The 15,586-nt window shown below is 46.1% G+C and carries 11 protein-coding genes and 3 pseudogenes; 9 read left to right on the forward strand and 5 right to left on the reverse strand.

The features are described 5' to 3' along the window. The first annotated feature begins 116 nt into the window (after positions 1-116). Positions 117-1,076, forward strand: a pseudogene (locus tag AXFE_RS19280) (IS1595 family transposase). On the opposite strand, the gene AXFE_RS08725 reads toward AXFE_RS19280, so the two are convergent. Both AXFE_RS08725 and AXFE_RS19970 read right to left on the reverse strand, forming a co-directional pair. Further along, entirely contained in the window at positions 997-2,211 is a 1,215-nt protein-coding gene (locus AXFE_RS08725) for a putative transposase (protein WP_052605494.1), read from the reverse strand. The pseudogene AXFE_RS19280 and the gene AXFE_RS08725 sit on opposite strands and share 80 nt — an antisense overlap. A gap of 36 nt (positions 2,212-2,247) precedes the next feature. Beyond that, positions 2,248-2,403, reverse strand: coding sequence for a hypothetical protein (locus AXFE_RS19970; RefSeq protein ID WP_160291792.1), 156 nt, complete (start codon positions 2,401-2,403; stop codon positions 2,248-2,250). Positions 2,404-3,641: 1,238 nt separating this feature from the next. On the opposite strand from AXFE_RS19970, the gene AXFE_RS08735 reads away from it, so the two are divergent. Genes AXFE_RS08735 through AXFE_RS08750 form a run of 3 tightly spaced genes read left to right on the forward strand, consistent with a single transcriptional unit; the run spans position 3,642 to position 6,359 of the window. Continuing rightward, positions 3,642-5,036: a ferredoxin reductase family protein gene (locus tag AXFE_RS08735; protein WP_082058605.1), complete on the forward strand. Its 1,395-nt coding sequence runs from the start codon at positions 3,642-3,644 to the stop codon at positions 5,034-5,036. 16 nt (positions 5,037-5,052) lie between these two features. Next, positions 5,053-5,634, forward strand: coding sequence for an FMN-binding protein (locus AXFE_RS19285; RefSeq protein ID WP_152625978.1), 582 nt, complete (start codon positions 5,053-5,055; stop codon positions 5,632-5,634). Positions 5,635-5,654: 20 nt separating this feature from the next. Then, positions 5,655-6,359: an FAD:protein FMN transferase gene (locus tag AXFE_RS08750; RefSeq protein ID WP_160291793.1), complete on the forward strand. Its 705-nt coding sequence runs from the start codon at positions 5,655-5,657 to the stop codon at positions 6,357-6,359. A 15-nt stretch (positions 6,360-6,374) separates the two neighbouring features. On the opposite strand, the gene AXFE_RS21455 is transcribed toward AXFE_RS08750, so the two are convergent. From AXFE_RS21455 to AXFE_RS19290, 3 genes and pseudogenes are all read right to left on the reverse strand, one after another. Beyond that, positions 6,375-6,590, reverse strand: a complete 216-nt coding sequence (locus tag AXFE_RS21455; protein WP_407071671.1) for a hypothetical protein — start codon at positions 6,588-6,590, stop codon at positions 6,375-6,377. Beyond that, a complete protein-coding gene (locus tag AXFE_RS08755; RefSeq protein WP_052605500.1) occupies positions 6,538-6,945 on the reverse strand; it encodes a transposase in 408 nt (135 codons plus the stop codon). Before AXFE_RS08755 ends, AXFE_RS21455 begins: the two co-directional genes overlap by 53 nt. 102 nt (positions 6,946-7,047) lie before the next feature. Beyond that, positions 7,048-7,453 (reverse strand): annotated as a pseudogene (locus AXFE_RS19290) (transposase); the annotation flags it as partial. Between the two features lie 879 nt (positions 7,454-8,332). Between AXFE_RS19290 and AXFE_RS08760 the strand changes: the two are divergent. The 5 genes and pseudogenes from AXFE_RS08760 to AXFE_RS08790 all read left to right on the forward strand — a co-directional run. Continuing rightward, the gene (locus AXFE_RS08760; RefSeq protein WP_152625979.1) at positions 8,333-8,518 is read left to right on the forward strand and encodes a hypothetical protein; all 186 of its coding nucleotides are present in this window, start codon (positions 8,333-8,335) and stop codon (positions 8,516-8,518) included. A 1,924-nt stretch (positions 8,519-10,442) separates the two neighbouring features. Further along, a complete protein-coding gene (locus tag AXFE_RS08765) occupies positions 10,443-12,083 on the forward strand; it encodes an APC family permease (RefSeq protein ID WP_052605502.1) in 1,641 nt (546 codons plus the stop codon). 2,290 nt (positions 12,084-14,373) lie between these two features. Further along, a pseudogene (locus tag AXFE_RS08780) lies at positions 14,374-14,643 on the forward strand (group II intron reverse transcriptase/maturase); the annotation flags it as partial. 112 nt (positions 14,644-14,755) lie between these two features. Further along, entirely contained in the window at positions 14,756-14,980 is a 225-nt protein-coding gene (locus AXFE_RS08785; RefSeq protein WP_052605506.1) for a hypothetical protein, read from the forward strand. 306 nt (positions 14,981-15,286) lie between these two features. Then, positions 15,287-15,586 (forward strand): transposase (locus AXFE_RS08790; protein ID WP_160291794.1); only part of this gene is annotated, 300 nt, incomplete at its 3' end.

Here is a 15,586-nt window from a genome sequence, read left to right on the forward strand (position 1 = left end):
CGATACTCACTAAGGGCATTTACGAACATACTTATCAAGTTTCGTAAGTTTCGCCTCCACCGAGACCAGATTGGAGCTAATCTTTAGTAGAACAGATGTTCGATAAAGGAGGCATGGTGGATATCTCAGGCTTTATGGTACGCTTCGCTTCAGAGGAAGCATGTGAAGATCATTTGATCAAATTGCGGTGGAAAGAGGGATTTAGATGCCCAAAGTGTGACTCTGACCAGTTTACCTTAATCAGGCCAAACCATCGAAGAAATGCAGCATCTCGAGCTCCACTTTTTCAATGTAAATCTTGTCACCGTCAAACTAGCGTTACCTCCGGGACTATCTTTCATCGAAGCCATATCTCTTTATCCAAGTGGTTCTCCGCTATCTATCTATTGTCCAACGACAAGCGTGGTCTTTCGGCTACTACCCCCTAGCCATTAGAGCCCTTGCTAAATTCGTTCAAGTTTCTTATTCGACTGGCTGGTTGATGCTAAATAAGCTACGAAAAGCAATGGCTGACCGAAATGGTTTATATGAACTTGGAGGAAACGTCCAGGTAGATGAGTTCTTTTTAGGTGGTGAGAGCCATGGCGAAGGCAGAAGAGGAAAGGGAACAAAACAAACCAATGTCCTAATTGGAGTGTCGATTAGCAATGGTGCTCCTACTCATTGCTTCATGGAAGTAATCAAAGATACCACTGCTAAATCATTCAAAGATGTTTTTGTGAGACGTTTAGATTCCGATACCAAGCTGATAAGTGATGGTAACCCAAGTTACGGGGTATGTACTGAAAGACCTTGGCCTAGCGCACTGGTTCACTCTATCCAAAGACGAACAAGCACATGTAACATTCAAATGGCTCAACATCCTGATAGGGAACTGCAAGAAATTTATCGACGGAACATACCACGGACGTGAGGAACATAAGCAACTTTACCTCGAGGAATTCGCATACCGATTCAACCGAAGGCACTTTGAAATGTCCTTGGTAGAGCGACTTCTCAATACATGTGTGTTTGCGTCTCCACATCCGCTACTCCGCGAATCTGATTCCAAAATGGCTCTTGCTTACGAAACTTGATAAGTATGTTTACGAATTCAGATCCTTTGTTACGTCCTGCGATCTCGCTCAACTTTCGTCGGATGGTCTTTACCTCAGGGGCACGGTCGAGTCCGAGGAGTCGACCGAGGTCTGAGGGTGGGATACGGGTTGCACCTTCTGCGAGTGGCTCTCTAAAGACCGCTAGAAAGACCATGGTGAGAATCGTTGCACTCAGGCTGTAGAAACCGTCAGACAGGCTGTGATAAGTCTTCTTTGCCGAGCTAAAGAGTCCAGTCTGTGCCAATGTCGGAAGGATCAACAGTGATCCCAGCCTCGCTAGTCCAGCACCTTGGGTGAATACAGACGTTGCACTTTCAAGAAGACCAAAGCGGGCAAGGACTCGTTCTTTGGTGCGTGGTTCAGGCAATGGAACCGGAAGAAGTCCAGTACCAGAAGATAGCTCAGTTTCAGAAGATAGTTCAGTACCAGAAGATAGCTCAGTTTCAGAAGATAGCTCAGTTTCAGAAGATAGCTCAGTTTCAGAAGATAGCTCAGTTTCAGAAGATAGCTCAGTTTCAGAAGATAGCTCAGTTTCAGAAGATAGCTCAGTTTCAGAAGATAGCTCAGTTTCAGAAGATAGCTCAGTTTCAGAAGATAGCTCAGTTTCAGAAGATAGCTCAGTTTCAGAAGATAGCTCAGTTTCAGAAGATAGCTCAGTTTCAGAAGATAGCTCAGTTTCAGAAGATAGTTCGGCTTCTGCAAAAGAGTCATTCTCTATGTCATCTGTCGACAGATCGATTGCACGGGCAAGCTCTATCTCGTCACCTTCGGTGTCTCTTTCATCCAGATCACCTGTATCCGACGGATCGATTGCCGCTGATACCTTCGGTTTCGGACCAAGGCGGCCAAGTGCTTGGCGGACCGGACAGGTAGAAATACCGAGCTCATCAGCTATCGACTGAATCGTTCTTCCGCTATGTCGCAGTTCCTTGATGTAGGAAGAGACTTCTTCGGTTACTAGGCGCTGTGACTCCGGACCTCTCTTCGCATCGATGAGGCCGGCTAGACCGAATTCTGCGAAGTCTCTGCGCCAACGCCACAAGGCATTGGGTTCGATCTCAAACGCACGAGAAACATCAATCGGTCGTGCAGCGCCAGTTTCTACAAGTTGCACTGCAGCAAGTCGCCGAAGGGGTTCGTCACCCGGTCCCTAGGTGTAGACGACATTGCCCCAGATAAAGACCGCACCTCCACGCTCGTCTTCGTAGATGCCAGCAGAATCACCGATTGGGAGGGTTTCTTTAGGAACCAGTGGCAATGGTGGCTGACCGATCATCAGCCCGGAATTCTGGTTTCCTGAAGTCACTTCCATCTCTTCTATTGTATCAAATTTAGTTTCTGGAAACGATCATTTACAGGACTATTCTTCCAGCTCAGAGGCTAATTTATAAAAACTTGCTGGGTACCATGTCAGGAGGTCTGGACTCCAAACTTGGTTTTGACGCTGATGCAGTGCAAGAGCTATCTTTTGCTGACATGGATCACACTTCCTGTCAATAATATTGTAAGCCACCATGATTTTTAGTTACAAGGGGACGAAAGGGGAACGGTTATAATTATAAAAGGTATCTAGAAGGACTAAAGAAAAGAGTATTTTCGACTCTTTTTATAGGTCCGGAAGCTCAAAGTCGACTAAAGCCGCCTGACGTCAAGATTGAAAGAGATCACTCAAATCTATGTAAATATTGATCTAGATGGGAGACTCCCAAACTATTGATCCACTGCTGAGGCAGATGCGATTTTAGGGTCATTTGAGCTTCGTCCATCAAACACAAGTCCCAGACAACCTAAACTTGCGACCAAAGCTCCACAGGAGAGCCATTGCCGTGGAGCAAATAATGCTACGCCGGAGCCCATAGGATATAGACAAACTCAAAAAGCTACACCGACATAATTCACCTCAAGACAAAACACCACTACGCGAAGGACAATAGCAGCGGTGGATTGCCTACTCAATATGCCTGAATGCTCCGTTTAAGACCGCTCCGAAGCCAGAGAGCTCACTCAATCCTCGAACCGGCTGAAATCAAACGCGCCAAACCGACTTGGATCCCATCCAAACGAGAAATTAAAACAGTCCATTTATTAGAACAAAGAAACTAATTTCATAACCATTACACAGAAATTACTCAGGTAATTATTACCTAAAGATGGTCGGTCAACTTCTCCAATTAGAATGACTTGTCAAAGCTACCACGGCACGCCCTCCCTTGCGAATTCCTATCATAAATCCTCCATGCCGATCTCGAGGGTGACTGGTTCATTCGATCAAGTGACATTAAACCCCAAGTGGAGCCACCATCGCTCAAAAACCACCTCCGGAAACTGAGGTTGATTCTGTTAAAGACTCCTCCCATCGAAGGAAAATTTAGATCGACTCCCAGGAGAAATTGGAGTAAATAAATCAATTGCAACCATCACAAGGCCGATGAAACGATATTAAGAGCACCACGCCTGTTAACAAATTCGGCACCTTTAGCCTTTTGTTTCAGAAAGGATTCATTTAGAACCGCTAATGTTTTGCCTAGAAAGACGGAGTTTGTAATGGAAGATACTACATTTTTCCCTGTGACCTCGCAATCTGATAGGATTGCGAGGGAAACTGGTGAGACTATAAGGACAACGCCCACGCCCCCATCTCGCTGGGCATACAATGCGACGCTGTTACTCCTTGGACTTGGTCTAGGAGTATTTGTAGCTTTGCCAATTGTCGATGGCACACAAAGCGAGTTGCACGTCACTGGTGGACTCGCGATGTTTGTCGGATCAGTTACAGGGCTAGTCGGGACTTACCTAGCTTTGCTGATGGTAATACTGGCCAGTCGAATGCCAGCCCTCGAACGGGTTCTGGGTCAAGGTGGCGTTATACACTGGCACAGAAAATTAGCCCCATGGCCAATCTTGCTTATTCTAGCTCACGCGATCTTCCTCACATTGTCATACGCCGAAGCTGCCAAGACTGGCGTACTCTCAGAAGTTGGGGTCGTAGTAAATACCTTTCCTCATCTTCTAAGTGCAACCATCGGCCTTGGCATTATGGTCCTAATCGGAATAATATCAGTTCCCCAGATTCGAAGAAATATCTCTAGGGAGAACTGGTGGATCCTTCACCTTCTCATGTATGTAGCCCTTGCCATCTCGTTTGCTCATGAACTCGCCCTCGGGCCATCTTTTGTAAAACATCCACTTACTCAGATTGTCTGGATAGGAGGTTGGCTCATAGCGGTTGCGCTGATCGTGATATTTCGCATTGGAGTGCCGATCTACCGAACCGTCCGTCACCAATTGCGAGTTGCTGAAGTCCACCGCGAGAGCGAAGGTGTGGTCTCAATAGTTCTGCAAGGAAAAGACCTGGATCGCCTGCAGATATCAGGCGGGCAATTCTTCGAATGGCGCTTTCTTACCAAAGGAATGTGGTGGCAGGCTCACCCCTTTACAGTCTCGGCAATGCCAAAGCCACCCTACATGCGACTGACAGTAAAAGCTCTTGGGGATTTCTCCTCATCACTCTCTGAGATCAAAGTCGGCACCGCGGTGGCCATAGAAGGTCCATACGGTTCATTCACTGTTGGGGCTTCAAAGAGACCCCAGGCTCTTTTGATAGCCGGTGGAATCGGTGTCACGGCCGTAAGAGCCCTTCTAGAAGAGATCCCGCTGAAATCTCGTCCTGTTGTTGTATTACGCGCCAACAAGGAATCCGAGCTCGCTCTAGTGGAAGAGATCACAGAGCTCGTGAAGCACCGAAAGGGCGTAGTCCATAAACTGATCGGAAAACGCGAAGCCGTAAATATGGCCGCCATAGTAAAACTCGTACCCGATATGAAACGTCGAGACGTATTCATCTGCGGGCCCGAAGGCTTTGTAAATCAAGTTGAGTCAATAGTCAAGAGAAATGGCGTCCCACCTGAAGCCATTCATCACGAAGCTTACAGTATCTAGTCAGGAATAGAATCACGTGAAACCATCCCTAAAACTATTAGGCGCAGCCTCAGTTGGCTTTGTTGGAGTTATCGCAATTCACGGGCCAGCACCCTCAACTCAAAGCTCTGCATTGGTAAAATCCAGCGCTCCAGCCCAATCTGCGACTACAACCACAGCAGCCACTGCTAGTTCAGGAGCGACTACAACCACAGCAGCCACTGCTAGTTCAGGAGCGACTACAACCACAGCAGCCACTGCTAGTTCAGGAGCGACTACTACCACGGTGGTAAAAGCCGCTCCCACGACAACTGCAGCACCATCATCATCATCTATAGCAAATGCCACTATGGTTGGCAAATTGGAAAACTATGGTTATGGACAGATGGCGGTCAAAGTTACGATCACGAATAATAAAATCACCGACGTAACCGTCAGCTCTCTACAGACAGCTGAGTCCTATTCCTTGCAGATAGAACAGCAAGTAGTTCCCATCCTAAAATCCGAGGTCCTCAAAGCACAAAGTACGCGAATCATGGGTATCACTGGTGCTACCTATACAAGTGAAGCGTACGCCTATTCAATACAGAGCGCGTTGACTAAACTCCATTTCAAATGATCTCTAACGTTCACCATGCAATGGGTACCGTCTTTACATTTCTAATCATCGATGAGGAAAAGTCAAAATCACAGATCGAAGCAGCTATCTCTTTCGCGTGTGCTGAGATCGATCGGCTAGACAACCAATTCAGCCTATGGAAGCAAGACAGTGAGCTCACACTCTTCAACCGGGGAGAAATCGAACACCCTTCTCCCCTTTTCATTGAAGTAATGCAGGAATGTGAAAGAGCAAAGACCATAACAGCTGGCCATTTTGACCCATGGGCCTTGGGGAAACGCTTCGACCCAACAGGTCTTGTAAAAGGATGGTCGGCCAAACGTGCCTTATCAATTTTGATTGAAGCGGGAATTCAGGGTGGCCTTGTAAATGCGGGCGGTGACATATGTGTAGTTCCCGGTCGAATCTACACTATTGGGGTCCAGGATCCCTTTAAACCAGGAGAGCTCCTTGGGGTCGTCGATGTCACCGAGGCAGTTGCCACCTCAGGAAGCTATGAACGCGGAGATCATATTACTAGCGTCAAAGGATTGCCTATCACTACGGTTGCCGCAACCGTACTCGGAACAGACCTAACTCGTCTTGATGCGATAGCCACTGCGCTTATTGCTGGAGGCGCTGAGGTCCTTGGCATGGTTACAAAGATGAGAGGTACCGAAGCTATGATCGTGAAAAGTGATGGATCAATGTTGGCCTCTCCAAATTTTGCATTTTCAAAAGGATAAAACCTAACATACTTATCAAGTTTCGTAAGCAAGAGCCATTTTGGAATCAGATTCGCGGAGTAGCGGATGTGGAGACGCAAACACACATGTATTGAGAAGTCGCTCTACCAAGGACATTTCAAAGTGCCTTCGGTTGAATCGGTATGCGAATTCCTCGAGGTAAAGTTGCTTATGTTCCTCACGTCCGTGGTATGTTCCGTCGATAAATTTCTTGCAGTTCCCTATCAGGATGTTGAGCCATTTGAATGTTACATGTGCTTGTTCGTCTTTGGATAGAGTGAACCAGTGCGCTAGTCCAAGGTCTTTCAGCACATACCCCGTAACTTGGATTACCATCACTTATCAGCTTGGTATTAGAATCTAAACGTCTCACAAAAACATCTTTGAATGATTTAGCAGTGGTATCTTTGATTACTTCCATGAAGCAATGAGTAGGAGCACCATTGCTAATCGATACTCCAATTAGGACATTGGTTTGTTTTGTTCCCTTTCCTCTTCTGCCTTCGCCATGGCTCTCACCACCTAAAAAGAACTCATCTACCTGGACGTTTCCTCCAAGTTTATATAAACCATCTCGGTCAGCCATTACGCTCAGCCATTACGCTCAGCCATTACGCTCAGCCATTACGCTCAGCCATTACGCTCAGCCATTACGCTCAGCCATTACGCTCAGCCATTACGCTCAGCCATTACGCTCAGCCATTGCCTTAGGTAGCTTATTTAGCATCAACCAGCCAGTCGAATAAGAAACTTGAACGAATTTAGCAAGGGCTCTAATGGCTAGGGGGTAGTAGCCGAAAGACCACGCTTGTCGTTGGACAATAGATAGATAGCGGAGAACCACTTGGATAAAGAGATATGGCTTCGATGGAAGATGGTTCCGGAGGTAACGCTAGTTTGACGTCGACAAGATTTACATTGAAAAAGTGGAGCTCGAGATGCTGCATTTCTTGAAATGATTTGGCCTTACTAAAGTAAATTGATCGAAGTTACACTTTGGGCATCTAAATCCCTCATAGCATAAGCAATTTGATCAAATGATCTTCACATGCTCCCTCTGAAGCGAAGCGTACCATAAAGCCTGAGAGATCCACCAAGACAGCTTTATCGAACATCTGTTCTACTAAGGATTAGCTCCAATCTGGTCTCGGTGGAGGCGAAACTTACGAAACTTGATAAGTATGAAACCTAATATCGTTTCCCGGTTTGCAACTGTTATTAGTCGCCTCAACCGTTTCAGATCAATAGCGCTTGCCCTGTAGCTTTAGTTGCCTGACCTAAATAATCTTACGTTATCGAAATGCAAGCTATATTAATCTCGCCCATATGTGGCAGTTTCCATAACGATTGTCGGTCAAAATGAAAGCCTAGGAGACAATTGCACAATTCATAGATCAACTCTTTCGGGTGGTATCTTTTGACTTCGAATGCAGTTGGGGGGCCATATCTAGCATTAAGTGCGGAGCTTTAAATCCAAAACAGCTAAAGATCTACTTATGCAATTGTCTCCGTGCGACATGAGATCGCCGAATTTAACGCTTCGAAAAGGAGGAACTTGCCATTCAGATGGCAAAGCCCACCGACACATGCCAGAGGAGTAATTCTCTGGTGTAGAGCTGTCGGAAAAGTACCCGCGGGAAATCTCATAGGCCAAATCCGTGAGGTGAAGCCGACACTGCCAGCGACAAGGCCCTAAGGGGCCAGACAATAAGGGACCAGGTAATAAGGACCAGGCAGCATGGAGGTAGGCCTAGCTGGGTATGAGCAACATATGTGAACTGCTGGTTAAAGATCGTTATCGCAAACAAGCCAAAGTTGCTGATGGGCTTGGATCAAAAACTATCTGGAACGGTCGCATCAGTGGAGATTGGATGCGCGCTGACAACAATTCCCTCCGGTGAAAAGGCAGGCCCTAATCCCAGCGTATGTTATTTCGGTGGAATATTCAATTGGAGGCAAAGCGAAACGCGCACTTGCAATTGGGCAAGCCAACTACAAGGAAGGCCGATGGGATGCGGGCATACGGATTGGTGGAATATTCAATTGGAGGCAAAGCGAAACGCGCACTTGCAATGAGACGGATATACCTTGAGATATTACCTGGTGAGACATTACCTGGTGCGGAGCCAAGCAGACTTCTCTGTGGTGCCAAGGTGTGAAATGGTCTTAGTTACGAGACGGTCTTAGTTACGAGACGGTCTTAGTTACGTGATTCATAGAACCTCATAGGCTAGGAAGGCAAATTAACATGGCTAACGCCACAGTGTGGTCCTACTGACGAAACACATTGGATAAAATCGATCGGTCGGAACTTTAGTAGTAACGTCAGAAGGTCACAAGCCTACGTCGTAAAGGCTATACCTCCATGGCAAATTGGTAACTGTATGACCGGGTCCCGAAAGGGGCCTTCATAAGGCTTGAGCCTAGTGCGATGAAAATTGCCCGCTAGGATCTTAAGGGGGCACGACCCAGCAATGAGTCGTGCCTACCCGACTAGCTATCCTGGAAACACCGGATTGAATTGGCCTCGATGAACTTGATCAGGTGGCCCTCTCTAAGAATCCCAATATCTCCTGTCATTGAGTTTATGAGTAAAAACTCCAAAGATACAAAAAAGATACCAAGAGTAGAACCTTACGGGAATACCAGCGCACTATGAGATCACCGAAAAAATAATTGAAACTCTAATTTATCTAACCGAACGCTAAACTTCGGCCCAACTATTAGGACGCACAAAAGGGCTCGTAGTCGCAACAAACTAGCGTACTTAAATACCTGAAGCCACTGCAATATTTGATACCGCTGCAGTCATGAACGGTTCGCGTATTCCAGACTGCGATACACACCAAAGGGCTTCGAGTTACTTGCTGGAGCTTCCAACGGAAGCCACATAAGCAATATTCATTGAACAACGACTCAAGGCACGACGACTGAAGAAATTTATCATGTAATATCGGGACTTTCACGCTATAACATGCAATTTAAAAACTGTCGCTATTCGACAATAACCCCCATGGACAAAATTAAATTTTAATCAATAATCTTTTTTAAAGTATATCAACCAAATGATCGATAATTATAGGTTTAAATTTGCAGTCTAAATAATTCATCAGATTAACCGACTTTTTAAAAAGCTCAACTGACTAAATTCTGCATTTAATATTTCATGGATTCAAAAACCACCAGCGATTTATCAAGACAGCCTGTCTCTCAATTAAGTCTTATCAAGAACGAACCATTTCTCAGCTTTCTTATTTGAACATTCATCCATTCTCCCAAAAACTAGAAATTCGCGCCGATTGCCCAAATCCACGCACTCCGATGAAAACTACTGTACTGCTCTCTCAATTAGATCGATCCGGAGCCACTTCTATCTCGGCTACAAGTAGAGATCTTTTCATAAATAAAGTCAAGTAATGCATAAATCCTGGTCATAAAGACAGCACAAGGCCTTACTCCCTGTGACCACATTCCTTTAGCACTCCAAGTAGGAGATGAGATCGAAACCTAGATGATACTTCAAACTAATCGATTGGCTGGATATTCGGTCTCTGCATCTCCGTGATTTTGACTTCAGAAAAAGTCATCCCAGTTTCAGTCCTTGCACGCCTTGTGAAAAACGACTACCAAAAAAATCTCAGTTTTATTCCAAGAGGACCGGTAAAATAGATCACTGCGACTCATATTGGCGAAACATTAATAAAACAGTTGCAAATGTAATGACATTTTCACAATGTTAAGATGAAAAGAACTAGCCATAAACACAAGCATCAACATTTATACAATGTTCGCATAAATGTTCGTCGATCTTTGAGATCGCCGCCCCAGGTGAAAACGAAGATAATACCTGCTCAAGAGGCAATTTGTACCGAATTGGATCGAGCTGAATCGGCCAAAGAGCCCTGAAGATAGTTTCCCGAAGAGCACTTAGGGTGACAGCACGCGGAATAATCTTTCGGCAACTTTCGTCACATTTGTAACATTTGGGTGAAAAATACCCAATTCGGGCCTTCTGACCCTAATTTGCGTGATATTTTCTAACAAGTTACATTCAAACGATTCCTTACAAAGGGGTGATACATTATGAGCATTAAAGTTCCATCGCCAATCAAGCTGAAAAAGGACATGTCCCGACTCGACTTGACTATGGCCGGTCTTGGAGCCATCATTGGGTCTGGTTGGCTTTTTGGAGTGCTCTATGCAGCCAATGACGCTGGTCCGGCTGCAGTAATAGCGTGGCTCATTGGAGGTGTTGCGGTCGCCTTGATCGCATTGGTTTATGCCGAGCTCTCCGGGATGCTACCTCAATCGGGCGGTATCGCAAGATACCCTCACTTCACGCACGGATCCCTAACCGGATTCATGATGGGGTGGGCCGCCTTCATTGCTTACACTACGGTGCCAGCAATTGAAGCCGAAGCTGTTATTCAGTACTCACAGCACTACATCAGCATTTTCGCCAATAGCAAGACAAATAGCTTCATCGCCGAAGCAATCCTTATGGTGCTCTTTTACGCAATTAACGCCTTTGGTGTAAAAGCGTTTGCGAAGACCAACACGATTGTGACGATGATCAAATTTATCATGCCATCGGTTACGATCTTGATCTTCCTGTTCGCTGCTGGCCACTGGGGCAACTACACCATGACAATGGCTCCTGCTGCTAAGGTGCCAGGCGGATTTGCACCATTTGGAGTTGCCGGTATCCTAAAGGCCGTCGGCCTCTCTGGAATCGTATTTGCCTTCCTTGGCTTCCGTCAGGCCGTGGATCTTGCTGGTGAAGCAAAGAACCCACAGCGCGACGTACCCCGTGCTATTCTCATGGCCGTTGGAATTGCCATAGTCCTTTACACCCTACTTCAGGTCACCTTTATAGCTGGCATTGCACCTTCGGCTTTAGCCAAGGGTTGGGCAGCGTTGAACTTCACTGGCCCATTTGCTCAGGTTGCAAGTGCACTAGGACTTGGTTGGTTGGCAACTCTGCTCTATGCAGATGCTGTTCTTTCACCTGCCGGAACTGGAAACGTATATTTGGCATCCACTGCACGCGTCCTCTACGCGCTTGGAAACAACAGGTACCTTCCTGCTCCCTTCCGTAAGCTGAATGAACGCACTGCAGTTCCAGCAGTCGGTCTACTAGTTACTCTCATCTTTGGAATTGCAGCACTTGCTCCATTCCCAACCTGGAGTAGCTTGGTCGGCGTCATCTCCTCCGCTACGGTCTTAACCTACATGATCGGACCAATCAGCATTACCGTCTTGCGAAAGACCCATCCTGAAGCCAATCGTCCATTTAGGTTAGGTGGGCTAAATATCGTCGCGCCGTTGGCCTTCGTAATCGGCACAATGGTCATTTACTGGACCGGTTGGGCAATTGACTGGAAGCTCATTGTAGCGGTTCTCGCTGGCGCCGCGGTCTATGCAGCTGCGGCCTCAGGCAAGAATTCAACTCTCAATAAGGTTGACTCTGCCTCCTTCAAGAGCGCTATCTGGCTAATTGTATACCTGCTCGCCATGCTTGCCATGACCTACTTCGGCTCAGCAACCTTCGGCGCTCAATACAACCATGGTAAGGGCCTAATCCACTACCCACTCGACTTGGTTATAGTGGCTGCTTTGGCACTTGCCTTCTACTATTGGGGTGTTGCTTCTGGTCGAAAGACCGAAGATGGTATTGCGGCACTCAAGCAGATCACCGACGATCAACTTGCGTCGGGCGTCTAGTAACTAGCGCTTGTTCGCCACTAGATCACCCGATTTTTCATAAAGGCGATCTCGAAGATAAGCAAATCTAGAAAATGAGCCCTACCTGCAAAGGTGGGGCTCATTTTTTTATTACCCAATCTGCCCGCCACTATCAGCCATAGGTGCGGCTCCCCGTGCGACTTCATGGATACATCTATGGATGAACGACCAGTGAAAATAACCGAAGTCGCCTATTTCAAATACATGATCACGCTCAAGCAACAATCTAATAATAGGCCAATCAAAGACCCATATCTCATAAAATATGGTCGTCCTACACCTGTTGTCGAATCACAGGAGGCCACAATCCATACAAGTAAAACTATGACAAACGTCACAACAAAAAAATGAAATCCAAACTAATGATGGCACCTTAGCCGAAATTTATTCTTGATCAAAGAGTTGCACTTCATTCAAAACTCCCCATACCTCAATTACAACTTCACATCTACCTCAAAGTTTCATTGTGGGCCCACTGAAAAAATGCACGATTGATAGAAGATCAATAATGGTCACAGTTGCCCGGACAAAGGGTAAAAGTCCTGGGCCACTCTATTACGACCGCGTTCATCACATTTAATAGACAAAAAGAAACAACCAAACCAGAGCTTGAAACGAATTACCCAAGTTGTCCCAAGCTAAAAAACATCTCGAAAGCAGCGAATTACAAAATCAAAGAGCGACGGACCTTGAGATTGGAGGGACTTTCAAAAAAAAGAGGTGGGGCTATGTCCATAGATCGACGAAGCTCTAGTGGCCAGGATCTAACAGCCATCTACACCACAACCCTAAGCTTGTAAAAAATACCCAGTAAAGCTCAACCGTGACTCAAGTCGACAACGGCGCCCAATAAGCACCGATATCACTTAGATAACTTGAAATTTACGCAATGGGAAAGCAAGATTACCTGGAACCGAAAAGATACTTGCCACCCGCCAAAACCCTTGTCAAAATCAAAAAGTGAATCTCCCACTTGCTACGAAGGAATATTCTCGGGCTAATTGACTATATAAACCCGCAATGAGAGCTTGACCTAAAATCCAACAACCATGAACCGCTGAAATTCAAATCCGAAACAGCCCTCCACCAACCAGGCCGCTGATTAAGTTCAGGCCACAAAGTATCCCAAGTAGGCAACCTCTCGATCGTTATAGTTAAACTCCCCCCCCTCAAATTCCTACTAAAATTGAGGACTTCTTTGCGTGATCACCTTATTGCTGCATTTGAAAGTGTATTTGTCCTTTTGGGGAGATTCTTTCGAACCAAAAGCGCCCACAATCCAAATTCACGCCTCAATTTGGTCACGGCCATCCATTGCAGTCACTTGCTCGCCCCTTTACAGGACGCCAATCGAAAAGAATCAATATCGAAATCGTAAACCCCTACGTTGCCCTATCTAAGAGGAGAATGGAGCTTCATCAAAAGCCGTAAATCAAAAAGAAGAGAATCCTCTAGCCCACCTTCTCTCCTTTAGCAGAATGGCTCGATATCTCTCTAGAAAGCAGTAGCTGCCATCAATCTCAATCCCACGAGGAAGCGAACTAACGAGAGACCGAACAGATGAGATACCAACCAATTCGAATTCAATCTTAAGATAACCCGGCAGATTTGCCTAGCCCTACTTTCGGCGTGCGTCATGAATGAAAGAGGTTGTAAATCATGTAGAAGCTGATAACAATCACACTGCAATGCTACATAGATGATGGAGGTAGGCCCTCCGGGATCGCCTTTTGGGAGGAGATTCCAAACCACCGTACGGGGCATTAGCTAAAGACTGTTGTCCAAAGCGGTACGGAAAAGTTAGAGCAATGACTCTTTCAGGTATGAGTTAAGAAGACGAGTGAAAACAAACCACTGACGAAGCGTTCGAAATTGGTATGGATGATGTCGAAACCGAGGGACGTCGAACTTTCGGGACAACTTGGAGACTAACCCAATTAGTGCTCCTTGGGCATCCGGCGTGTAGGTGGCGTGAGCTTAACATCAGGCGTTTATGTGGAACATGAGAACCCAGTCCTAGACGTTCTTGGCTAAGCCCACATGGGCTAAGCCCAAAGATGAGGAAAAACCTACAAGTTGCAGATCAACAAGAGGGAAAGTACCAAATGCCTATGGATTGGGGGCGGACCATCCCGTAGTAGCTACGAAGTCCTTGTAATGAGGATGGAGCCAAGGGGATGGAGTGAACAGGAAATGCAAATGAACAACTTCTCAAGGTAAAAGTTGAGGGGGAGGGATCAAATGTCAAGACCACGACAAGAAAAAGCTTTTGACAAAAGACAAGTACGTCGTACTTAAAGCATACAAAGAGGCAAAAGCCAATCGAGGAGCACCAGGGATTGATAAGCAGTCCATCTCAGTCTTTGAGATGGATCTAAAGAACAATCTCTACCAACTCTGGAATCGAATGGCTTCTGGAAGTTATTTCCCAGCGGCAACTAGATATGTCGAGATAGACAAGTCAGATGGCGGTAAAAGAATCCTAGGTATTCCAACCGTCAAAGATCGCATCGCCCAAGGGGTAGCTAAAGCGGCACTTCGGATTTAACGGTGGCTAGAGGTTAAAGTTCCATTTTTATGAAGTCGCTTTGGAAGTGGTACAGGGGTTCTGCCAGAATGGGATTTGACAAAACTCACAATGGAGAGCCCCTGTGGAAAAAGATCATAAAGCAATTTCTAAAATCTTGGTTGGTTTAGTTGATATTAATTTGATACGCGTTGAAGATAATCTTGGTGAACCGCTCCATGTTCACATTGAGTGTTCTAATTCACAAAAGCAATGTCCAACCGCTGAAGGCAAAGTTCACCATAATGGCCTCAGAGTTGTTGAGGTTGTAGACCTACCGTCTTTTGGTCGCAAGGTTATTCTTTTTTAGTCTAAGCACAGATGGCGATGTGCAAACAAACACTGCCCCCAACTTCTCTTTTAGTGATGATGATCCAAAAATAGCTCAATTTCAAATACCCACAAGGTCGTCTTCGCCTAAGTGATCGGGCGGCTAGATGGGCAACTTATGCTGTTGGAGCCCAGCGTCGTAGCGTTTCTTGTGTGGCTAAGGAACTTGGCTGTGATTGGCATACGATAAATGACGCAGTCGTTGCCTATGGAGCTGCATTGGTGGATGATCCTTCACGTTTTGGTGCTGTGGATGCTCTGGGACTAGACGAGGTCTTGTTCTACCGTGAAGGTAAGTATCACAAACAGAATTGGGCTACAACTATTTCTAGATGTGAGACGTGGTGTAGCTTTAGATGTTGTAGCGGGTCGAGGCGGAGCCAATCCAAAGGCTTGGATTGAAAGTCAAGAACAAAGCTGGCGTGATGGAGTTAAATGGGGAACCCTCGATCTATCTGGTGGTTACAAAGCCGTATTTAGAAAGGCTCTGCCAAAGACAACCCTTGTAGCCGATCCATTTCACCTGATCAAGCTGGCCAACCAACGAATCGATGAAACTAGGCGTCGAGTTCAGAACGAGCTCTGT

The organism is Acidithrix ferrooxidans, from assembly GCF_000949295.1.
Classification (GTDB): Bacteria; Actinomycetota; Acidimicrobiia; order Acidimicrobiales; family Acidimicrobiaceae; genus Acidithrix; species Acidithrix ferrooxidans.

Coding starts and splice junctions, on each gene's coding strand:
- AXFE_RS08765 (WP_052605502.1), top strand. CDS start 10,443: ATGAGCATTAAAGTTCCATCGCCAATCAAGCTGAAAAAGGACATGTCC.
- AXFE_RS08755 (WP_052605500.1), bottom strand. CDS start 6,945: ATGGCTGACCGAGATGGTTTATATAAACTTGGAGGAAACGTCCAGGTA.
- AXFE_RS08735 (WP_082058605.1), top strand. CDS start 3,642: ATGGAAGATACTACATTTTTCCCTGTGACCTCGCAATCTGATAGGATT.
- AXFE_RS08750 (WP_160291793.1), top strand. CDS start 5,655: ATGGGTACCGTCTTTACATTTCTAATCATCGATGAGGAAAAGTCAAAA.